Here is a 20130-nt window from a genome sequence, read left to right as displayed (position 1 = left end):
GCAGCGACTACAGCTTCCTTATGTTATGTAAGACTGAGGCTGGATCTACATGATCAGTTGATATCACAGTGAAAAGAGCCTGCAAGCACTGCCTGAAGGGGTTGTTTAGAAAATTCGGCCAGCAAAGAACATCAGGCTTTAGCAGCTTAATCGTCTATCGGTTAACTACAGCAACAGGAAGTAATCGTTGTTTGTTATCCGCGACATTCATGCGCTATTGGAAAGTACCTCTTTCTACTTCCTTTTGATTATTAAGATATTTTATTTTGGCCCGATGATTGCATTTGCTTGCATTTACGCAAACGACGGTCGTAGATGATCATTCTATCTGTCAGGGCTTCGGCAGGCCATAGCTCCTGGTGACAGAAATTGTAAAACCCTACAGAAGAATACAGAGGTGTCTTCTTAATCACTTTACGGCATACATGGAGACCGTGATGAAACGTGTTGGAAAAGCTTTTTTTCTTTTATTTACCTCAGTGGCATTTGAAGGCGTAGCGATAGCGGATACGGACTCTCAATCCCGTCTGTTGAAGAAACTGGATGTTGATCAGGATGGCTCAATTTCTCTGAAAGAAGCGGTTAGCAATACCGAACTGCTGCGAAACTTTAGCAAAATTGACAAAAACAAAGATGGTTTATTGGGCGCTGACGAGTTGGCAAAAAGTGAATTTGTTAAAACCCTGGCGTCGGAATCCTGATTGCGTTTAGCGTGAAGAAGGCAAGATTCATGCTTTCTGGTCTTGCCTGGGTTTTAGGGGTGTGCCATCCTGACCGACCGTTTAATTATCAGTGATCCATTCGTGCAACTCGGTTCTTTAAGACAATTAACAGTAGGCAGTTTCGTACTGGCCTTAGTTCCTCTCATCGCATTGCTCTGGCAAAGTCAAAACGATCTGGCAAAAGTCGGTCAGATGGCAAGTGTAGAAACACGTTATGTGGTAAACGTAGTAGGATTAATGCAGCAACTTGACGGTGCGGCAATTGATTTAGAGAGAACGTTACGTCAATACGCTATTATCCAAAATGACACGGTGGCTGAGCTTACAGACAGCGCGCTTAGACAGTTTGTAGATGCAAAAGAGGATTTATGTAGTACTATCGCAGGCAGCGAGACTTGTTCTCTTTTGGATAAACAGATCGCGCAGTTAAAAAACTTTCGGAGTATTCAGGATCAGTTGCTCTTGAACGCGTATCTGGCGTCTTTAGGTTCTGGCGTTTCCGCAATGCGCGGTGATGTGGAAAAGGCGATTCAGCAGCGATTGGCGATTCAACAGGACGATCTAAACGCGATGCAGGCTAAGCAAGCCTGGTCTACTGCGATGCTGGTAAGCGTTTCATTATTGCTAATCTTACTCGGATCGCAACTAATCGTAAATCCGGTGAAAAAGCTGAAGCAAATTATTCGAATTCTTGCTCAGCAACAGGGAGAGCTTCCCCCACTTTCTACGCAAGCACCGAAAGAATTGATTGGCGTAGAACGAGACTTACACTGGCTGGCAGAGCGGTTGCAACAGCTAGAACATATTCGCACTGCGTTGTTACGTCACGCGGCGCATGAATTGAAAACACCTTTAGCCAGTATCAAAGAGGGATGTAGTTTGCTCTCGGAGAATGTAGTGGGCCACCTAAATCCGCAGCAAGCTGAGGTTTTGACCTTACTTTCTTCCAGTACCCAACGATTAAATACCCTTGTTGAAAAGCTTCTGGATTATAATCTTTTGTTACAACAGGCTCAGCCGACCTTTTCGGATGTTAATCCGCATCAGATGGTTAAAGACTGTCTTGGAGATTACGCGCTTGCCTTACAGGAACGAGAAGTCACAGTTGATATTAAGGTAGCCAGCATCTATGTGGATGAAGAATTATACCGAAGAATTTTGGATAATCTGATATCTAATGCGGTTGCCCATGGTGCCGTAGGGCGCCCAATCAATATGACTATTTATAATAAAGGAAAAAACACCATATTGGATGTAGCAAATCGAGGGAAACGCATTCCGCAGGAGAAGGTGGCAAAGTTGTTCGAACCTTTTACCCGTGGAGATGATCCCCGAAATGATAACGTCATCGGTACAGGCCTCGGCCTGTCCATTGTGTCAGACTGTGCAAGATTGATGCACGGTGATGTCGCCGTAGTCGATGTGGACTATGCGGATGTATGTTTTAGAGTAGCAATCCCGCAAAAGGAAAATTTTAATGAATAAAGTTTTGTTATTGCCCATAATTCTGTTCATGACAGGATGTGCAGCGATAGATAAAACAATCAGTTTGCCCGAGACGCCGGCCGTGTCGGACAACCCTGTGTTGGATGAAGACGATATGCCTTGTTTAGTCAGTAAAGAAACGGCTAAATTTGATCATCAATGTGAACTGAATTACTGGATTAGTTTGTGGGTGCACGCAGAAGCGACTCGCTGGCCCGAACGTAAGAAAGCAATTTCTGCGCTAGGTAGTAGCTTACCGGATATGATTAGGAAGATTGTGCTTGCCTTGCCCGTGGATACGCCTTATCAGGATAGGCTTCGGGCACAACATTGGTTAACCTCGGTAAAGGATAAGCTAACACCGCAGATGCAGCAGGTTGTGCAAACTCTGGTTATTTCACCTAACGACGAGATGCTTGAGCTTGAATCGGCAATGACGATTTTAAATCGCGTGAATTCTGATCAGACACAATCGTTGCAAGCGCTTCATGCCGAGTTGGAAGCGCAACGCAAAAAAATGCAAGAATTATTAGAAGTAGAAGCCACTTTGATGGATAAGAACAGGAGTAGTCAGCAGTGAGCGAAATTAAAGGAAATCACCCGCAACTTTTGTTGGTAGATGACGATAAAAGCTTATTGCGTTTGTTGACGATTCGCCTTGAAGGCGAAGGTTATCGTGTCACAGCAGTAGAAGATGGCCAGGCAGCGTTACGTAAAATTCGCAGTGACGACTTTGATGTGGTGCTAAGTGATTTGCGGATGCCTGGGCTTGATGGTTTGAGTCTTTTTGAAGAAATTATGGGAATCCGTAAAGATATCCCTGTAATTCTGATGACGGCTCACGGCACCATAGCGGATGCGGTAGCAGCAACGCAACGCGGGGTGTTTGGCTTTCTGCCGAAGCCGGTTGATCATGAAGAATTACGAAGTTTGTTGAAAAAGGCGTTAAGTCAATCTCAGGCTGCGCAGCCGGGTGAGTGGTGTCAGGATATCATTACCCGCTCTCCTGACATGCTGAATGTGCTGGATCAGGCCTACCGCATTGCACAGCGTGAAGTCAGTGTGTTGATAAGCGGCGCCAGCGGCACAGGTAAAGAGTTGCTGGCCAACGCCATTCATCGGGCGAGTAATCGCCACGATCAACCCTTTGTGGCTATAAACTGCGGCGCGCTGCCAGAAAATTTGCTGGAGTCAGAACTCTTTGGCCATGCTAAAGGCGCATTTACCGGTGCGGTTCAGGCGAATCAAGGGCTATTCAGAGAAGCTGACGGCGGCACGCTGTTTTTAGATGAAATTGGCGACATGCCAATGACGCTGCAGGTGAAATTACTGCGAGCGCTGCAGGAACGGCAGATTCGGCCGGTAGGAAGCAGCAAACATGTGGATATCGATGTTCGTATTATTTCTGCTACTCACAAAGATCTGCACAAAGAGATGGAAGAGGGCACATTCCGGGAAGATTTGTATTACCGACTGAATGTGGTGAATCTAAAACTGCCTTCTCTGAAAGAACGAAGCGAAGATATTCCGTTACTGGCCCGCTCATTGTTACAAATGAGTGCTCAGCGGCACGGCGTGAATGTCAGCCAGTTTTCTGATGATGCTATGCAGCTGATGGTAAAAACGGATTGGCAGGGCAATGTGCGCCAGTTGGTGAACGTGGTGGAACAATGCGTGGCACTAACGCAAACTCCGGTCATTCCGCTGCATTTGGTTGAACAAGCCCTTTCTGCCACTAAGCAAAGCTGGCCAACTTTGACCGAAGCTCGCGACGCGTTTGAACAGAAATATTTATACAAGCTGCTTAAAATGACAGACGGAAATGTGACTCGTGCTGCGGAACTCGCTGGTCGTAATCGCACCGATATGCATAAATTAATGAAAAAACACGAACTGGATGCAGGCGACTTCCGTTAGCAAACATTAAAATAGCGCCTCTTGTTGGGAAGCTGCAAAATGCAATAGGGGCAACGCCGCTTGAGGATAAGCGGCGTTATACATTTTAAGATACAGCTGGGCCAGCCAGGGTGCGTCTTTGTTGTCAGGACGATGAAAAAAGAGGTAGGGATTTCGGCCCTCCAAACGCCACTGATGGCACTTCTTCACCCATGGCTGCAAACATTGGCGATTGACGTTTTCATCATTTCCTCCCACAAATCGCAATACCGGATGCTGACCGGTAGCAATGACGTTAACGGGCACGCGAGGTTTTTTCATTCTTACGTCGGCGGTAAGAGCGCTGTCACAAGGGCCAGTAAAAAGCGCCCGGGTATCCATGATTATTCGATTGACCCCATAGCGAATAAGCAACTGATTAAACTGCCGCTCACATTCCTGTTTTGCGAAGAAGGCCGGATGACGCATTTCTACAGCGTACTGGAAAGTGTCGGGTAATATTTTTAACAGTTGCTCAAGCGCTGGTAAATCGTCCGGACCAAAGCTCGCAGGTAACTGAATGAGATAAAGCCCCAGCTTTTCTTCTAAGGGCGCAAGTAGCGTTAATTGTTGCTTTACCAGCGCTTCTACATGGCGAAGTTGATATTCGTGGGTTATGCGCTGATTAAATTTAAAAGTAAAGCGAAAAGCGGCGGGAACATCATTGCCCCACCGTTCGACAAGATCAGGGGCGGGCAGATGATAAAACGTGGTATTTCCCTCCACGCTGTTCAATTCTTTAGCATAATAATTCAGTGGGCGGTGTCGAGCGGCAATATTGCCAAACCAGTGCAGTGGCCAGGTCGTTTCCTGCCATATTGGTAGCCCGATTAAAACATCTGGCAGAACACCACTATAAAGCGTTGACGAAGTATTATTAGTCATTGGGGTTTGGAGTGCATTTGTTTATACTATGCGGCCTTAATTTACATCGCGTTGCTGATGTGACTGCTGCGCAGGCGCCGCTAGATAACTTATTCATAGTGCCGACATTGAAGCATTGCGCGCCCAAATGCGCAAGTTGCGTAAAATAGCGGATTCACATCAGCGTAGACACTACCAGAGGTCCGGGACCATGCGCACAGATTACTGTGGGAACATCGATTCATCTTTTGTTGGGCAAGAAGTTACACTTTGCGGTTGGGTAAACAAACGTCGCGACTTAGGCGGTGTCATCTTTATCGATCTTCGCGATCGTGAAGGCATTGTACAGGTCGTATTCGACCCTGATTTACCTGACGTGCTGGAAATTGCTAATACCTTGCGTAGCGAATTCTGTATCAAACTTACCGGCAAAGTGCGTCCTCGCCCTGAAGGGCAGATCAACAAACAGATGCGTACAGGTGAAATTGAAATTCTCGGCACCGGTTTGGAAATTTTTAATAAATCTGCGGTATTGCCTTTGGATTGGAATCAGGAAAACTCTGAAGAGCAACGTTTGCGTTACCGCTATTTGGATCTGCGTCGTCCGGTAATGAGTCAGCGTCTCAAGTTTCGCGCTCAAGTTACCGCTGCTGTCAGACGTTATTTGGAAAATGACGGTTTTCTGGATATTGAAACCCCTATTCTGACCAAGGCTACCCCTGAGGGCGCGCGGGATTATCTGGTGCCAAGCCGCACGCATAAAGGAGAATTCTTTGCGTTGCCGCAATCGCCGCAGTTGTTTAAGCAATTGCTGATGATGTCCGGCATGGACCGCTATTACCAAATTGTAAAATGCTTTCGCGACGAAGATTTACGGGCAGATCGTCAACCTGAATTTACTCAAATTGATATAGAAACCACGTTTTTAAATGCTGAAGGCGTAATGGAAATTACAGAAGGCATGATTCGGGATTTATTTCAGAAGATGCTGGATGTAGATCTGGGCGATTTTCCGCGTATGACATACGCTGAGGCCATGAAACGCTACGGCAGTGATAAGCCGGATTTGCGTAATCCGCTGGAATTGGTTGATGTAGCGGATCTACTGGAATCTGTTGAATTCAAAGTTTTCAGCGGCCCGGCCACCGATCCTAAAGGGCGTGTTGCTGTAGTGAAAGTACCGGGTGGGGCTAGCCTTTCCCGCAAACAAATTGATGAGTATACAAAATTTGTGGGTATCTACGGCGCGAAGGGTTTAGCCTGGATCAAAGTCAATGAACTGGCGGCGGGTCAGGAAGGGTTACAGTCGCCGGTACTCAAGTTTCTTAGCGAAGATATTACCGACGCAATTATTCAACGCACCGGCGCACAAGCCGGGGATATTCTATTATTCGGAGCTGATAACGCCACTGTGGTTACCGAAGCCATGGGCGCTTTACGGTTAAAACTAGGTGAGGATTTCGATTTACTGGAAGGAGAGTGGAAACCTCTGTGGGTAGTAGATTTCCCCATGTTCGAAGAAGTAGACGGACAACTTTATGCGCTGCATCATCCATTTACCTCGCCCCGAGAGATGTCTGCTGAAGAACTTAAAGCCAATCCGGTAGGCGCGTTATCTGATGCCTACGATATGGTTTTAAACGGCGTAGAGTTAGGCGGTGGTTCAGTGCGTATTCATGAGCAGCATATGCAATCTGCGGTATTCGCCATACTAGGTATTGATGAGGAAGAAGCCAACAACAAATTCGGCTTCTTGCTTAACGCCTTACAATTTGGTGCTCCTCCTCATGCGGGATTGGCGTTTGGGCTTGACCGTCTGGTAATGCTGATGACTGGCGCAACATCGATTCGAGACGTTATGGCATTTCCTAAAACAACCACGGCCGCTTGTCCGCTTACAAATGCCCCAAGTCCTGCTAGTCCACAACAACTAGCTGACTTAGCCATCGCGACGGTAGTGAAATCTGCGGAATAAATGCATTACAAGCGGCCTGAATCAGTATTGGTGGTGTTGTACGATCAGAACCACCGGGTACTGTTACTGCAACGTCAAGATGACCCCTTATTCTGGCAATCCGTAACGGGTTCCATGGAAGCGGGGGAACGGCCTATTGAGACCGCTTATCGAGAAGTGGCGGAAGAAACTGGCATACAGCTTTCTACAGAAGTGGCCGCCATTAAAGATTGCCAGCGAGTTAATCGTTTTGTAATTCGACCTCGTTGGCGATACCGCTATCCGCCGGATACGCTTTATAATACCGAACATGTTTTCTCTGCAAAGATCGACAGCACTACGCCTTTGCTGCTTACTGAACATTTGGCCTATGAATGGCTTCCGGCTGCTGATGCCGTAAAACGGCTGTGGTCGGCATCGAATCGGCAGGCGGTGGAAGAATTTGTGCCTGGAGCCATTTAATGATAATACTGGGTATAGATCCAGGTTCACGGATAACCGGCTACGGAGTGGTGGCACGCACGCAGGGGAAGCTGGTGTACGTGGGCAGCGGATGCATTCGGGTAAAAGGTGATGCGCTGGCAGACAAACTGGCGCAAATTTACAGCGGTGTCAGCGATATAATCCGGCAATTTCAGCCGCAGCAGTTTGCTATTGAACAGGTATTTATGGCGAAAAATGCCGATTCGGCATTAAAACTGGGGCAGGCGCGAGGGGCGGCTATTGTTGCTGCTACTCAGGCTAATTTATCGGTGGCAGAGTATTCTGCCCGACAAATTAAGCAGGCTGTAGTAGGCAAGGGAAGCGCCGAAAAAAATCAGGTACAACATATGGTGCGGCACTTGCTCAGCTTGCCCGGTACTCCCCAGGCCGATGCTGCTGATGCTCTGGCAGTTGCGCTTTGTCACGCGCATTCCGAACAAAGCCTGATAAGACTTGCCGGTCAGGCCACTAAAATTGTACGCAGACGGCTGCGATAAGAGGTAGTGTAAGCAATATGATTGGAAGAATTCAGGGTATTCTGCAGGAAAAGCAGCCCCCGGAAGTGCTAATTGATGTAGGTGGGGTGGGGTATGAAATTCATATGCCCATGACAAGTTTTTATCAATTGCCTGCAGTGGGCGAACCGGTGATGCTTTATACCCATTTCGTCGTGCGCGAAGATGCTCAATTGCTTTTTGGCTTTGTCGAAAAAATGGAGCGGGAATTATTCCGCGAGTTAATAAAGGCAAACGGCGTGGGTCCTAAATTGGGCTTAACGATATTGTCGGGAATGTCTGCCGGTCAGTTTTTGATAAATGTCCAAAACGAAGATGTATCAGCCTTGGTAAGCTTACCGGGAATAGGCAAAAAGACTGCCGAGCGGCTGGTGGTGGAATTAAAGGACCGCTTAGCTAAATTTGGTAAAAGTCAACATGTCGTACCATCAGATCAGGCTCAGCCTAAGCCTGGCAATACCATCTTTGCAGTTAATGATGCTAAAGAAGAAGCATTAAGTGCGTTGGTTGCGTTAGGTTATAAAGCTGTGCAGGCCAGCAAAATGGTTAGTGGCGTGTATGAAGATGGCATGCAGAGCGAGACGGTTATCCGCGAAGCGCTTAAAGCCGCTCTTTAATGGATAAGCAATAATGATTGAAGCCGACAGATTAATCGCTCCCAGTGCGACCGTTGATGATGAAGTTATTGATCGCGCCATTAGGCCAAAATTACTTGCCGATTACACCGGGCAAGATCACGTAAAGGAGCAGATGGAGATCTTTATCCAGGCTGCCAGAAAGCGCGATGATGCTTTGGATCACCTGTTGATATTCGGTCCGCCGGGGTTGGGAAAGACAACGCTGGCCAATATCGTTGCCAATGAAATGGATGTAAACATCAAAACAACATCTGGGCCCGTGCTCGAAAAGGCGGGTGACTTGGCGGCACTGTTGACCAATCTGGAACGCAACGATGTATTATTCATTGACGAGATTCATCGTCTGAGCCCGGTAGTAGAAGAAATCTTGTACCCGGCAATGGAAGATTACCAGCTAGACATCATGATTGGCGAAGGCCCTGCTGCCCGCTCTATCAAACTTGAATTACCGCCCTTCACGTTAATTGGCGCTACAACCCGAGCCGGCTCTTTGACGTCACCCTTGCGTGACCGGTTTGGTATTGTGCAGCGTCTGGAGTTTTATACCATGAAGGATCTCACCACCATCATTCAACGCAGCGCAAGTTATTTGAATCTGGAGATGAATCTAGAAGGTGCTCAGGAAATTGCCCGTCGTTCACGTGGCACTCCGCGTATCGCAAATCGCTTGCTTCGGCGAGTAAGAGATTATGCTGAAGTTAAGGCCGACGGGAATGTGGTGGGAAATATTGCAGCAAAAGCTTTGGACATGCTGGATATTGATAAAGAAGGTTTCGATTACATGGACCGTAAGCTGCTTACCGCAATCATTGATAAATTTGATGGTGGGCCTGTTGGGCTGGATAATCTGGCCGCTGCGATTGGTGAAGAGAAAGAAACAATTGAAGATGTTATTGAACCATTTTTAATTCAACAAGGATTTTTGCAACGAACACCCAGAGGCCGCATTGTGTCTCAACGGGCGTACTTACATTTTGGTTTCGCGCCGAAGTAGTGACGCTAAGGCGTAAAAAAATCTAAGGCTAGTCAGGTTTACAGGCAAAAAAAAGCCCGTTCAAGTGAACGGGCTAAAACAACAAGTGTTGAAGGAAATAAATCCAGGGAACTCATGTCTAACAGGAGAAAACTCTCACATGACCGTCAGCAACTTTCGTCATGACCATCATGCTCTGTACGACTTGATGATGCTAATTATAGAGATAATACCCCCTTGTACAATTGAGTTAAATTCAGATTTAAGATTAATAAAACTAATGCGTTAATCATGTGTTAATGTCTCGTCAATAAATATTTAAAAATTCCCTGTAATCATTGTCATAAAGGGGCATAACGCCTACATTAAGGGCTTGAATGACGCGAAAGAAAGGTGAGTTCTGATTATTTTAATTGCGGTGGAAGGTTAATGATGCACAAGTGGCAAGTACGTGTGTACTATGAAGACACAGATGCCGGTGGTATTGTCTACTATGCAAATTATCTTAAGTTTATGGAACGAGCGAGAACGGAATGGTTACGAGAGCTTGGCTACGAACAAGATGATTTGATGGAACAATCTATCGCCTTCGTCGTCAAACGCGTGGAGATGCATAATTTTGCGCCTGCTCGATTCAATCAGTTGTTGAGTATTGAATCGCGCATTGTAGAATTAAAGGGGGCGAGCATGACATTCAAACAATTGATAAGAAACTCGCAAGATGACCAGCTGGTCACGGCGGAAATACAAGTAGCGTGTGTGGATCCTTTAAAAATGAAAGCCAAAAGAATACCACATACATTAGCAGGGGATTTAACGGGTGGAATCTGATTTAACGTTTATTGGTCTGTTTTTACAAGCAAGTTTTGTTGTTCAATTGATTATGTTGTTACTGCTGGGCGTTTCGGTTGCTTCTTGGACGTTTATATTTCAACGCACCAAAGCGTTAAATGCGGCTCAAAAGCAGATGCGCACCTTTGAAGATAAGTTTTGGTCAGGTGCAGATCTAAATCGTCTGTATCAGGAACTGTCGGCCCGTTCGGATATCACAGGCATTGCGAATATTTTCTGTGCCGGCTTTAAGGAATTTGTGCGATTACGTAAAGGCAATACCGGCAGTACCGCTATTGTTGACGGGACTTACAGAGCGATGCGGGTAGCCATGTCACGTGAAGTAGAGGAATTGGAAAGTCGATTACCTTTTTTGGCAACAGCAGGCTCAATTAGCCCTTATATCGGCTTGTTTGGAACGGTTTGGGGCATTATGAATGCTTTCATCGCTTTAGGTGAAGTCCAACAAGCGACGCTGGCTATGGTTGCGCCGGGTATCGCAGAAGCGTTGATTGCCACAGCAATCGGTCTCTTCGCAGCTATTCCAGCAGTTATCGCCTATAACCGATTCAGTCACAAAGTGGAAAAGCTGGAGAATAGCTACGGTAACTTTATGGAAGAATTTTCCGCCATTCTTCATCGTCAAGCCCTCGCAGCCCAGCCAGCGTAACATGCTGGTTCTAGCAGTGTTTCTGTAAGGAGAGTATCGATGTATACGCGCAAACGCCGCCGGCCGGTCTCAGAAATCAATGTGGTTCCATACATTGATGTGATGCTGGTGCTGCTTATTATCTTTATGGTAACGGCACCTCTAATTTCCCAAGGGGTTAAAGTTGACTTGCCGAAAGCAAGCGCCCAACCTATTGAACAGGAAGATACCCCGCCGCTGATAGCGTCAGTTGATGTGCGCGGAGACTATTTTCTTAATGTGGGAGAAGAGCAAGAGCAATCGCTGGCCGGTGACGAACTGGCAGCCTTAGTGCAGGCGCAGCTTAAAAAGAATCCTGAGACGCCGGTCGTGGTCAAAGGTGATGGTAAAGTGGAGTACGATAAAGTGATTCAACTTATGGTGCTGTTACAAGGAGCAGGCGTACCTTCGGTAGGCTTGATGACAGATCCCGTTGAGCCCGAATAAACCAGAGTTAAAAACGTCCGCAAAGAAACCAGCGGCAGTGTCACCGATGACGGCGGCAATTTACAAGTCAGTTGGTGTGCACTTGCTAATCGCTGCGGTGTTACTCATTAGCGTCAGTTTCTCTCATGATCCTCTTCCTGCACCGGCCACCAATGCGCCTGTTATTAAGGCTACTTTTATTGATGCTCAGGCCATCGCCGATCAAAAGCGGGCAAAAGAACAGGCGGAAGCTCAAGCCAGGGCTAAGGAACAAGAGGCGGAACGACAACGTCAGGCTAAACAGGCTGCTGAGCGCCAGCGCCAAAAAGAGGCGGCTGCGAAACAAGCTGCGCAGAAACGAGCACAAGAGAAACGACAAGCTGAAGAAGCAGAAAAGCAGCGTCAGTTGGAATTAAAGGAGTTGGCGGCACAACAAGCTAAGGAAAGAAAAGAGAAAGAAGCGCAGGAAAGAGCCGCTGCAGAGAAAAGACGTAAGGAAGCACAAGAAAAAGCGGAAATGGAAAGGATTATGCAAGAGCAGCTTGCTGCAGAGCAGGCCGCTCAGCAGCAGCGTCGGGCGAAGCAGGTCATGTCTGAAGTAGAGCGCTATCAAGCATTAATACAACAGACAATAATGCGATATTTAATTGAAGATTCGAACTTTGACGGCAAGCGCTGTAGACTCAATATCAGGCTTGCGACGACGGGTTTAGTAACAAAAGTTTCTGTAGTGGATGGCGACCCTGCTTTGTGCCGTGCAGCGCAGAGCGCCGTTTTGCGGCCTGATCGGATGCCAATGTCAGAGGCACCAGACGTATATGCAGAACTAAAAAACATTAATTTGACGGTGGAACTGTAGTGACAATGAGAAAAATAGGTTTAATACTCGGCTTGACGGTGCTGATATTTAGCTCGTTAGCGCGTGCGGCACTTGAAATAGTAATCACTGAAGGTATCGATAGTGCGCGCCCCATCGGCGTGGTGCCTTTCAAGTGGAAAGGCAGTGGTCAAATGCCGGGTAATATTTCAGAAGTGGTAATGGCAGATTTAATGCGCAGTGGAAAATTTAATCCTATTGCTCCGGAAAAAATGCCGCAGCAGCCTACCACCGATAGCGAAGTTAATTATTCCGCCTGGGCATCTACAGGCGTCGACACGATATTGGTAGGAACCATTGAACAAGAGTCAGTTGACAGATACAAAGTAAAGTATGAGTTAATTGATGTGCTGCGTGCCCAGGTTACGGGCGGAAAATCACATGGTCTTCAAAATGGCGAACTGGTCACTGCTCGAGACCATGTAATAGCTTCCCGTGAGGCTGTTATTGATGGAAAAGATTTTCGCCAGTACGCGCATAGAATCAGCGATGTTGTATATGAAAAGCTAACGGGCGTGCGCGGCGCGTTTTTAACTCGTATCGCTTATGTGGTAGTGCGAGACAGGAAGGAAAACAAATTACCCTACCAGTTAGTCATTGCAGACTATGATGGCGAAAATGAAACACGCTTACTGTCTTCTCCAGAACCGCTCATGTCTCCTTCATGGTCGCCGGACGGTGAGAAGCTTACCTATGTCAGCTTTGAAAATAAGCGCCCGCAAATTTTCATCCAAGATATATATACCATGCAACGCAAGCAGATGACGGATTTCCCGGGGATTAACAGTAGCCCGGTTTTTTCTCCTGATGGCAAGCAGTTAGCGATGGTTCTATCAAAAGATGGCAATCCTGAAGTTTATATCATGGACATTGCATCAAAGAATTTGCGGCGAATTACTCACAATCGCGCAATAGATACTGAACCCGCTTGGTCTCCGGATGGTAAGACATTGATTTTTAGTTCGGAACGGGGTGGTAAACCTCAAATTTATCGCGTAAATTTAGCATCAGGAAAAGTAAGACGTCTTACTTTTGAGGGCGAGCAGAATCTTGGCGGTGCCTTTACACCTGATGGCAAGCAAGTTGTTTTGGTGAACAGGACTCGCGGGGATTATCATATTGCCAAGCAAGGTCTTGAAGACGGTGCAATTCAGGTATTGAGCCAGACCTATCTGGATGAATCTCCCAGTGTTGCACCGAACGGAAGCATGATAATTTATAGCACCTTGCATGATGGTACACAGGTATTATCCTTAGTATCACTTGACGGGCGTTTTAAAGCCAGGTTACCAGCAACCAATGGGCAGGTGAAATCACCAAGTTGGTCACCATTTTTGTTTTAATATTAGATTGTTGATAAAAAACTATAAGGATTAAGAGGATGCAACTGAATAAAATAATGAGAAGCTTCATGATCGCCTTACCCGTGGTGACCATGATGGCTTGTTCTTCAGGCCCTACTGAAGAGGAGTTGGCTGCAGAGCGCAATCGCGTAGCGCAAGAGCAGGCTGAAGCAGAACGTCAGGCTCAAGCAGCTGAAGAACAGCGTGTTCAGGCTGAATCTGCGCAACGAATGGAACGTCAACAAGAGATGGTTCAGGAGCAAATGGAAGCTCTGAAAAAAGAGCAGACCGTTTATTTTGATTTCGATCGAGCGACAATTAAGTCTGAGTTTCAAACACTGTTAGACAGACATGCCGAGTTTTTAGTACAAAATCCTGATCAGAAGGTTGTGATTGAAGGGCATACTGACCAACGTGGCACACCAGAATATAATATAGCGTTGGGCGAGCGTCGTGCGCAGGCAGTAGAAACCTATCTGCGCAATGCCGGGGTAAGTAACAGCCAGCTTTCTACTGTTTCTTACGGTGAAGAAAAACCTGCGGTTATGGGCTCTACTGAATATGCTCAGGCACAAAACCGTCGCGGCGTGGTTGTATATCAATAATGGTTTTTACCTTGCATAAACGCGTAAAACAGGGCGGGGCGACACTTCTGTCCCTGGCTATTTCTACTGCGGTGTTGGCGCAGGCTCCAGTTTACGATGTTAATAGCAGCAATAACAATGCTAGTGGCAGCGGGAATAACGGGAGCCTGGAACAGCGGATTGTTGTATTAGAGCGCATAGTCGCTAGTCGTACCGAAATGCAGCATCGACTTCAACAACAACTGGACATGATGCAAGGCGATATTGATGAACTTCGTGGAGCCGTCGAAGTTCATACTAATCAGTTGGAAAAAGTACTGGAAAGACAACGCGAATTATACCTGGAGATCGATAAGCGTGTTGAGGCACTTAAGCAGTCGGGCTTTTCCGCAGGAAGCGCAACAAGTTCTTCGACTGGTGCCTCTGACGATACGCCAGAAAATGAGCCGGAAATAACCGCGGGTAGCGCAGACGAAAGTTCGGCGTATGATGACGCTGTTAATCTTATTCTGAAGTCGCGTGAATATGATAAAGCGATACCTGCTTTTCAGTCTTTTATTAAACGTTTCCCTAATAGCCAGTACGCGCCGAATGCTCATTACTGGTTGGGGCAGTTGCTCTTCAATAAACAGCAATGGGATAAGGCTGCCGAACAATTCAACATTGTTTCAAACAAGTTTAGCAGTTCCACTAAACGTCCTGATGCTTTACTGAAACTTGGCGTTATTGAAGAACGAAAAGGTAATAACGCGAAGGCGAAGCAGTATCTGCAAGAGGTTGTTAGTAAGTATCCTAACTCTTCCGCAAGGAAGCTGGCAGAATCGAGACTCAGCGGCCTGTAGAACGTATTTAGCTTAAGAGCCTCCCTCGGTTGGGAGGCTTTTTTTTACCGTCAGATAAGCCCCAACGCGCAGCAAGCCACTTCGCTCCTTTAGGAGGGCTCGTTGCAATAGCGCATCATCAGGAAGAGAGCAAAAGTTCTCATTTATCTCAATGAAATAAACCACGCCGCTCGACAGCGCCATGTTGCGCCTACCGGTACTGTGCGTTCTAGCCATATACGAACTACTGTCTAAGAATCCCGCCTCGCCACTTTTAATAGCAGCACCAACGCGGTTGATGTCATTACAATTCATAGCGATAACGGCACACTCAGAATGCATCCATAGATTAATGAACGAGGCGACGCTATGCAGGAATGGCTGTTCCTTTTCAAATAGTGAGAACATAGAATATTAGCCGCTGGGCGTTCCCTTAGGGCAATTTCAAAAGCCCTTAGCTTAGGCGCCTGAACGAAAAGGCCGATGGTGAAAGAAATGACGCTTCGAATTCGAGCAACGCAGACTCAGGCTGCATCCGGAGTGAATCCCTGTTGCTATGGGTGAGTACGATTGGCAATCCCAACCTAGTTACTATTGATAAAGAGACAACATGGAGATTAATGATTATCAAGCGATGCCGGAAGGGTTATTTTGAGTGACTCATGCTATTGTCATTGATGGTGAGTTGTCACCCGTGCAAAGGAATTACTGAAACATTAAGAAGCAAAGCGATTTTTTACGTCAAATGCATGAAGTTTGAAAAATCTGCGGCAGAAATTCTAACGGTAGCACCCCATTATACCTGGTGGTGTTTTTATTTTTAAAGACCCACTCCTCCTGAGTTGGAGGCCATAATGCGCCCATAATCAATTATGTAGATTATTCCGCATCAGATGAAAGCATGAAATTGCGGCTGGACTTTGGGAGTGTAAGGGAAAAGGGGAAATTTTTTCCCACTAGAATTAGATGGTTTAGTGTTAATTAACGCGAACTTAACACGCATGTGAAGCGAAAAGCGCGGAAATATTGGTCGATTCGGTCTGATTTTGAACGTTTGAACGCTTTTTTCATTAAAAGTGAAAATAATTGCACATTATGGGTTGCGCCGTCGCAGAATATGGGTAATATATGCCGCCGTTGCCACCGGTACGGTAACAAAGAAAAACGATGGGTCGTTAGCTCAGTTGGTAGAGCAGTTGACTTTTAATCAATTGGTCGCTGGTTCGAATCCAGCACGACCCACCATCCTTTTATCAGCAAAATGGATAATCGTTTTTTAGCACCAGAAGATGGGTCGTTAGCTCAGTTGGTAGAGCAGTTGACTTTTAATCAATTGGTCGCTGGTTCGAATCCAGCACGACCCACCATCTTCCTCAATTTAACTACACAAGATTCTTTTTCTCGTTTGTGTAGGCCTTGATTTCTCCGTCTTCATTCATACCTTTAAATTATGTAATTTTTATGACATTCGGGTATAATTCTCGCCCTTGCTATGTCGTCAACTGAGTCAGTGAGCTATGTCAGTCGCATTTAGAGTTGAACAAATTGATTATCCGTTTCCTGCTAAACCAGAACCTTTATCTTATGAGCGTCGGGAAAGGTTAAAAGCTGAAATTAAGCAGCTTCTCAAAGATCGCAATGCAGTAATGGTGGCGCATTACTACACTGATCCGGAAATTCAGGCGCTGGCGGAAGAAACTGGCGGCTGTGTCGCTGATTCTTTGGAAATGGCGCGCTTTGGCCGGGATGCGAACGAGCAAACGCTTATTGTAGCCGGTGTACGCTTCATGGGTGAAACCGCAAAAATTCTTAGTCCCGAGAAAACAGTGCTGATGCCTACGCTAGAAGCTACGTGCTCGTTGGACTTAGGCTGCCCTGTAGATGCTTTCAGTGAATTTTGTGATCAACATCCGGATCATACCGTTGTGGTATACGCAAATACGTCTGCGGCAGTGAAAGCGCGCGCCGACTGGGTAGTTACCTCAAGTATTGCCCTTGATATCGTTGAGCATCTGGACGAGCAGGGCAAAAAGATTATTTGGGGCCCAGATCGCCATTTAGGCGCTTATATTGCCAAGCAAACAGGTGCAGATATGCTGATGTGGCAGGGCGAGTGTATTGTGCATGACGAATTTTCTGCGCAGAAGCTAAATGACATGAAAGCGTTGTATCCAGACGCTGCCATCTTAGTGCATCCTGAGTCGCCTGCCAGCGTTGTGGAAATGGCAGATGCAGTGGGCTCAACCAGCCAGCTAATAAAGGCTTCTCAAACGCTGCCTAACGATACATTTATCGTAGCAACGGATAAGGGAATATTCTATAAGATGCAACAACTGGCGCCTCACAAAACATTTATTGAGGCTCCAACAGCAGGTAATGGCGCTACGTGTAAAAGCTGTGCTCATTGTCCCTGGATGGCAATGAACGGACTACAGGCTATATATAACGCCTTGACGCAAGGCCAACAGGGTCATGAGATAACTGTTGATGAAAACCTGCGCAAAGACGCGCTGGTGCCTTTAAATCGCATGCTCAATTTTTCGGCGCAACTTAACAGCAAAGTTGCTGTAAACGCTGAATAAATCGGCAGTTACACCTTTTTTCTCGACAAGTTCTTGATTCACGGCGCAACATTACCTACTATACGCGCGCTGACAGGAAGCCCTGATATAAGCGTTTTAATTGCTGATATGAGCAAAGATAGGGCTCATATGAGATTTAAAATTGGAGAGGTGGCTGAGTGGCTGAAGGCGCACGCCTGGAAAGTGTGTTTAGGTTAATCCCTAACGAGGGTTCGAATCCCTCTCTCTCCGCCAATTAAAAAAACCCGCTACGAAGCGGGTTTTTTGTGTCTGCGCTCTTGAGAGCCAGCTGGTTTGGCGTTCAATGCCGATACCGTTGGATAAAAATCTCACCAAGCGTGTGCTTACGACTCATGGAGCTTTGGGGAAACTTGAGGGCTACATTCCCAGGAGCAGTTTAGAACAATCCGCAATAATGTGTGCTCGCTCAGCACGAGAATTTTTCTCAGCCCTGTAAATGCAAAAAAGCCCGCACAGAGGCGGGCTGAGAATAACAGAAGGTTACTGCAGTGCAGCTAAAGCGGCATCATAATCTGGCTCATCTGCGGTTTCTTTTACTTGCTCAGTGTAGACAACTTTGCCATCAGTATCTAAGACAACAACTGCACGAGATAACAAGCCCGTCAATGGGCCGGTGCTAAATTCTACCCCGTAGGCTTTACCAAAGTCAGAGCGGAACGTTGAGGCGGTTACCACATTCTCAATGCCCTCTGCACCACAAAAACGCCCAGCAGCAAAGGGAAGATCTGCAGAAACACAGACAACTTGTGTATTTTCCACAGAGCTCGCTTTTTCATTAAATTTACGTACAGACATGGCACATGTGCCCGTATCAATAGAAGGAAAAATATTTAAAATTACGCGCTTGCCTTTTAGCTCATCCAAACTGACCGTGCTTAAATCAGCTTTAACTAAAGTGAAACCTGGAGCATTGCTTCCTTTTTCCGGAAGTTCGCCTACTGTTTCCAACGGGTTACCTTTAAGTGTCACTGTTGCCATGGTTTATTCCCTTATTGTTTAAAAATGCTACTGGTATATGGGTGTTTTCTCCTGCGAATACAAGTGTAGCGAAACCTTCTTCTGCAGCTATTTCTATAAATCACGTTTTTCTTGTACGTACTTATACAACTTGATGTAGAGCAAACTGCGACTGAATCGTGCTTTTACGCTTTCTTGCCCTGAGTGAAACAGATATGCTTATAACAAGAACCGGGGAGTACGAAATCATGAGTCTTGCTGATATTATGACCACACGGGTTGTCACGGTGCACCTGGATGATAACCTTGCCACTGTTCGTGAAATTTTTCAAAGCACCGGCTTTCACCATCTACTTGTGGTTGAAAATAAGAAGCTGTTGGGAATAATTTCCGATCGTGATTTGTTAAAAGCCCTAAGCCCTTTTCTTGATGAAGTCACCGAGCGCAGCCGCGACAGAGCCACACTGGAACGCAAAGCTCACCAGATAATGAGCCGGGAGTTGATAACCTTAACAGCATCGAGTTCCATTGTAAGCGCTATAGCGCTTTTTAATCGCCATGCTATTTCCTGTATCCCAATTATCGACGATAAACATAATCCGGTAGGTATTGTCTCCTGGCGCGACATCATGCGTTATGTCGAGCAGATGGTTAAGGCAAAACGAAGTCGCTGAAAAGCGCGCATGGAAGCACGATATTTCACCGTAACTTAATTTGCTCAATAATTATTGCTGTGTAAAATGGATCGGATTGAGTTAAAGAAGTGAATACCATGGCTACGGTTACCCGAACCAGAAGCGACGTAAAACGCGAAGCTATTATTTGTGCTGCCAAGCAAGCTTTTCAAAAGTACGGTGTGGCGGGAACCAGCATGGATAGACTGGCTGAAATGGCAAATGTGTCGAAGCGTACGGTATACAACCACTTCAACGCGAAAGAAGTCATCGTCATGCATCTCATCAAAGCGCTCTGGCAAAAGAGTATGGTGAGTATTCCGGTGCAATATGACAACACTACACCACTTGAAGACCAACTTTCTGCCATTTTACTGGCTGAAATTGAACTGATTACCGGTAGTGAATATCTGGAGTTGGCGAGAGTCGCCTTTGGTCACTTTTTCTATCATCCTGATCGATTGCGAGATGAGGTGGAGCAGCTTACGGCCCAGGAAACGGTGCTGCATAAGTGGCTTAAGTCTGCGCGGGACGACGGTACCTTAACACTGCCAGACTTGGAATATAGCGTTAAGGAGCTTTCAAGTTTAATAAAAGGGCATTGTTTCTGGCCGCAGTTGATGAAAATCGAGCCACCAATCTCTTTGCAAGGCAAGAAAAAAGTGGCAACACAAACGGCTCTGCTTTTTTTAAGTCACTATCGCGCCTAAATCCCGCAGCGCCAGCATGAGAAAAAGAGGCGGAAGATCTTGAGACT

The 20130-nt window shown here is 46.4% G+C and carries 22 protein-coding genes and 3 tRNA genes; 22 read left to right on the top strand and 3 right to left on the bottom strand.

Features of this window, described 5'->3' with window-relative positions:
• Positions 1-437 precede the first annotated feature (437 nt).
• The 4 genes from CA267_RS03045 (at position 438) to CA267_RS03030 (ending at position 4124) form a co-directional block, all read left to right on the top strand.
• A complete protein-coding gene (locus tag CA267_RS03045) occupies positions 438-701 on the top strand; it encodes a CREC-EF hand family protein (protein ID WP_075608851.1) in 264 nt (87 codons plus the stop codon).
• 102 nt (positions 702-803) lie between these two features.
• Positions 804-2207 carry a sensor histidine kinase gene (locus tag CA267_RS03040; RefSeq protein ID WP_075608852.1) on the top strand — a complete coding sequence of 468 codons (1404 nt, stop codon included), beginning with the start codon at positions 804-806 and terminating at the stop codon, positions 2205-2207.
• Complete coding sequence (locus tag CA267_RS03035; RefSeq protein ID WP_075608853.1) at positions 2200-2787, top strand: hypothetical protein; 588 nt, start codon at positions 2200-2202, stop codon at positions 2785-2787. Before CA267_RS03040 ends, CA267_RS03035 begins: the two co-directional genes overlap by 8 nt.
• Complete coding sequence (locus CA267_RS03030) at positions 2784-4124, top strand: sigma 54-interacting transcriptional regulator (protein ID WP_075608854.1); 1341 nt, start codon at positions 2784-2786, stop codon at positions 4122-4124. The genes CA267_RS03035 and CA267_RS03030 overlap by 4 nt, the downstream gene beginning before the upstream one ends.
• Positions 4125-4130: 6 nt before the next feature.
• Here CA267_RS03030 and CA267_RS03025 read toward each other — a convergent pair whose 3' ends face one another.
• Positions 4131-5027 carry a DUF72 domain-containing protein gene (locus CA267_RS03025; RefSeq protein ID WP_075608855.1) on the bottom strand — a complete coding sequence of 299 codons (897 nt, stop codon included), beginning with the start codon at positions 5025-5027 and terminating at the stop codon, positions 4131-4133.
• Between the two features lie 190 nt (positions 5028-5217).
• Between CA267_RS03025 and aspS the strand changes: the two genes are divergently transcribed.
• The 12 genes from aspS to ybgF all read left to right on the top strand — a co-directional run bounded on the left by aspS (position 5218) and on the right by ybgF (position 15160).
• A complete protein-coding gene (aspS, locus tag CA267_RS03020; RefSeq protein WP_075608856.1) occupies positions 5218-6981 on the top strand; it encodes an aspartate--tRNA ligase in 1764 nt (587 codons plus the stop codon).
• Positions 6982-7422 (top strand): dihydroneopterin triphosphate diphosphatase, encoded by a 441-nt coding sequence (gene nudB / locus CA267_RS03015; RefSeq protein ID WP_075608857.1) that lies wholly within the window; start codon positions 6982-6984, stop codon positions 7420-7422. It begins immediately after the preceding gene.
• On the top strand, positions 7422-7940 hold the full coding sequence (ruvC, locus tag CA267_RS03010; protein ID WP_075608858.1) for a crossover junction endodeoxyribonuclease RuvC: 519 nt from the start codon (positions 7422-7424) through the stop codon (positions 7938-7940). Before nudB ends, ruvC begins: the two co-directional genes overlap by 1 nt.
• Positions 7941-7957: 17 nt before the next feature.
• Entirely contained in the window at positions 7958-8575 is a 618-nt protein-coding gene (gene ruvA / locus CA267_RS03005; protein ID WP_075608859.1) for a Holliday junction branch migration protein RuvA, read from the top strand.
• Between the two features lie 13 nt (positions 8576-8588).
• Positions 8589-9590, top strand: a complete 1002-nt coding sequence (ruvB, locus tag CA267_RS03000) for a Holliday junction branch migration DNA helicase RuvB (RefSeq protein ID WP_075608860.1) — start codon at positions 8589-8591, stop codon at positions 9588-9590.
• Between the two features lie 411 nt (positions 9591-10001).
• On the top strand, positions 10002-10400 hold the full coding sequence (ybgC, locus tag CA267_RS02995) for a tol-pal system-associated acyl-CoA thioesterase (RefSeq protein ID WP_075610019.1): 399 nt from the start codon (positions 10002-10004) through the stop codon (positions 10398-10400).
• On the top strand, positions 10390-11070 hold the full coding sequence (gene tolQ, locus CA267_RS02990) for a protein TolQ (RefSeq protein ID WP_075608861.1): 681 nt from the start codon (positions 10390-10392) through the stop codon (positions 11068-11070). The genes ybgC and tolQ overlap by 11 nt, the downstream gene beginning before the upstream one ends.
• A 39-nt stretch (positions 11071-11109) precedes the next feature.
• Complete coding sequence (gene tolR, locus CA267_RS02985) at positions 11110-11535, top strand: protein TolR (RefSeq protein WP_075608862.1); 426 nt, start codon at positions 11110-11112, stop codon at positions 11533-11535.
• Between the two features lie 46 nt (positions 11536-11581).
• Complete coding sequence (gene tolA / locus CA267_RS02980) at positions 11582-12373, top strand: cell envelope integrity protein TolA (protein WP_075608863.1); 792 nt, start codon at positions 11582-11584, stop codon at positions 12371-12373.
• A 5-nt stretch (positions 12374-12378) separates the two neighbouring features.
• On the top strand, positions 12379-13734 hold the full coding sequence (gene tolB / locus CA267_RS02975; RefSeq protein ID WP_075608864.1) for a Tol-Pal system beta propeller repeat protein TolB: 1356 nt from the start codon (positions 12379-12381) through the stop codon (positions 13732-13734).
• Positions 13735-13772: 38 nt separating this feature from the next.
• Positions 13773-14339 carry a peptidoglycan-associated lipoprotein Pal gene (pal, locus tag CA267_RS02970; RefSeq protein ID WP_075608865.1) on the top strand — a complete coding sequence of 189 codons (567 nt, stop codon included), beginning with the start codon at positions 13773-13775 and terminating at the stop codon, positions 14337-14339.
• Positions 14339-15160 (top strand): tol-pal system protein YbgF, encoded by an 822-nt coding sequence (gene ybgF / locus CA267_RS02965; RefSeq protein WP_075608866.1) that lies wholly within the window; start codon positions 14339-14341, stop codon positions 15158-15160. The genes pal and ybgF overlap by 1 nt, the downstream gene beginning before the upstream one ends.
• Positions 15161-15172: 12 nt before the next feature.
• Here the strand turns inward: ybgF and CA267_RS02960 are convergent, their stop codons facing one another.
• Positions 15173-15547 carry a hypothetical protein gene (locus CA267_RS02960; protein WP_075608867.1) on the bottom strand — a complete coding sequence of 125 codons (375 nt, stop codon included), beginning with the start codon at positions 15545-15547 and terminating at the stop codon, positions 15173-15175.
• A gap of 761 nt (positions 15548-16308) precedes the next feature.
• Between CA267_RS02960 and CA267_RS02955 the strand changes: the two genes are divergently transcribed.
• From CA267_RS02955 to CA267_RS02940, 4 genes are all read left to right on the top strand, one after another.
• A tRNA-Lys gene (locus CA267_RS02955) sits at positions 16309-16384 on the top strand.
• 46 nt (positions 16385-16430) lie between these two features.
• A tRNA-Lys gene (locus CA267_RS02950) sits at positions 16431-16506 on the top strand.
• A 150-nt stretch (positions 16507-16656) separates the two neighbouring features.
• Positions 16657-17721: a quinolinate synthase NadA gene (gene nadA, locus CA267_RS02945; protein ID WP_075608868.1), complete on the top strand. Its 1065-nt coding sequence runs from the start codon at positions 16657-16659 to the stop codon at positions 17719-17721.
• 144 nt (positions 17722-17865) lie between these two features.
• Positions 17866-17955, top strand: a tRNA-Ser gene (locus CA267_RS02940).
• Positions 17956-18222: 267 nt separating this feature from the next.
• On the opposite strand, the gene tpx is transcribed toward CA267_RS02940, so the two are convergent.
• Positions 18223-18720 (bottom strand): thiol peroxidase, encoded by a 498-nt coding sequence (tpx, locus tag CA267_RS02935; protein ID WP_075608869.1) that lies wholly within the window; start codon positions 18718-18720, stop codon positions 18223-18225.
• A 227-nt stretch (positions 18721-18947) separates the two neighbouring features.
• On the opposite strand from tpx, the gene CA267_RS02930 reads away from it, so the two are divergent.
• Both CA267_RS02930 and CA267_RS02925 read left to right on the top strand, forming a co-directional pair.
• Positions 18948-19373, top strand: coding sequence for a CBS domain-containing protein (locus CA267_RS02930; RefSeq protein ID WP_075610020.1), 426 nt, complete (start codon positions 18948-18950; stop codon positions 19371-19373).
• Positions 19374-19471: 98 nt separating this feature from the next.
• Entirely contained in the window at positions 19472-20083 is a 612-nt protein-coding gene (locus tag CA267_RS02925) for a TetR/AcrR family transcriptional regulator (RefSeq protein WP_075608870.1), read from the top strand.
• Positions 20084-20130: the final 47 nt, after the last annotated feature.

Origin of the sequence: Alteromonas pelagimontana, assembly GCF_002499975.2 — a bacterium.
Taxonomy (GTDB): Bacteria; Pseudomonadota; Gammaproteobacteria; order Enterobacterales; family Alteromonadaceae; genus Alteromonas; species Alteromonas pelagimontana.
The sequence above is the reverse complement of the archived record's forward strand: the minus strand, read 5'-3'. Positions and strand labels throughout refer to the sequence as shown.

Coding starts and splice junctions, on each gene's coding strand:
- CA267_RS03045 (WP_075608851.1), top strand. CDS start 438: ATGAAACGTGTTGGAAAAGCTTTTTTTCTTTTATTTACCTCAGTGGCA.
- CA267_RS03035 (WP_075608853.1), top strand. CDS start 2,200: ATGAATAAAGTTTTGTTATTGCCCATAATTCTGTTCATGACAGGATGT.
- CA267_RS03025 (WP_075608855.1), bottom strand. CDS start 5,027: ATGACTAATAATACTTCGTCAACGCTTTATAGTGGTGTTCTGCCAGAT.
- aspS (WP_075608856.1), top strand. CDS start 5,218: ATGCGCACAGATTACTGTGGGAACATCGATTCATCTTTTGTTGGGCAA.
- nudB (WP_075608857.1), top strand. CDS start 6,982: ATGCATTACAAGCGGCCTGAATCAGTATTGGTGGTGTTGTACGATCAG.
- ruvC (WP_075608858.1), top strand. CDS start 7,422: ATGATAATACTGGGTATAGATCCAGGTTCACGGATAACCGGCTACGGA.
- ruvA (WP_075608859.1), top strand. CDS start 7,958: ATGATTGGAAGAATTCAGGGTATTCTGCAGGAAAAGCAGCCCCCGGAA.
- ruvB (WP_075608860.1), top strand. CDS start 8,589: ATGATTGAAGCCGACAGATTAATCGCTCCCAGTGCGACCGTTGATGAT.
- ybgC (WP_075610019.1), top strand. CDS start 10,002: ATGCACAAGTGGCAAGTACGTGTGTACTATGAAGACACAGATGCCGGT.
- tolR (WP_075608862.1), top strand. CDS start 11,110: ATGTATACGCGCAAACGCCGCCGGCCGGTCTCAGAAATCAATGTGGTT.
- tolA (WP_075608863.1), top strand. CDS start 11,582: ATGACGGCGGCAATTTACAAGTCAGTTGGTGTGCACTTGCTAATCGCT.
- tolB (WP_075608864.1), top strand. CDS start 12,379: ATGAGAAAAATAGGTTTAATACTCGGCTTGACGGTGCTGATATTTAGC.
- pal (WP_075608865.1), top strand. CDS start 13,773: ATGCAACTGAATAAAATAATGAGAAGCTTCATGATCGCCTTACCCGTG.
- ybgF (WP_075608866.1), top strand. CDS start 14,339: ATGGTTTTTACCTTGCATAAACGCGTAAAACAGGGCGGGGCGACACTT.
- CA267_RS02960 (WP_075608867.1), bottom strand. CDS start 15,547: ATGTTCTCACTATTTGAAAAGGAACAGCCATTCCTGCATAGCGTCGCC.
- nadA (WP_075608868.1), top strand. CDS start 16,657: ATGTCAGTCGCATTTAGAGTTGAACAAATTGATTATCCGTTTCCTGCT.
- tpx (WP_075608869.1), bottom strand. CDS start 18,720: ATGGCAACAGTGACACTTAAAGGTAACCCGTTGGAAACAGTAGGCGAA.
- CA267_RS02930 (WP_075610020.1), top strand. CDS start 18,948: ATGAGTCTTGCTGATATTATGACCACACGGGTTGTCACGGTGCACCTG.
- CA267_RS02925 (WP_075608870.1), top strand. CDS start 19,472: ATGGCTACGGTTACCCGAACCAGAAGCGACGTAAAACGCGAAGCTATT.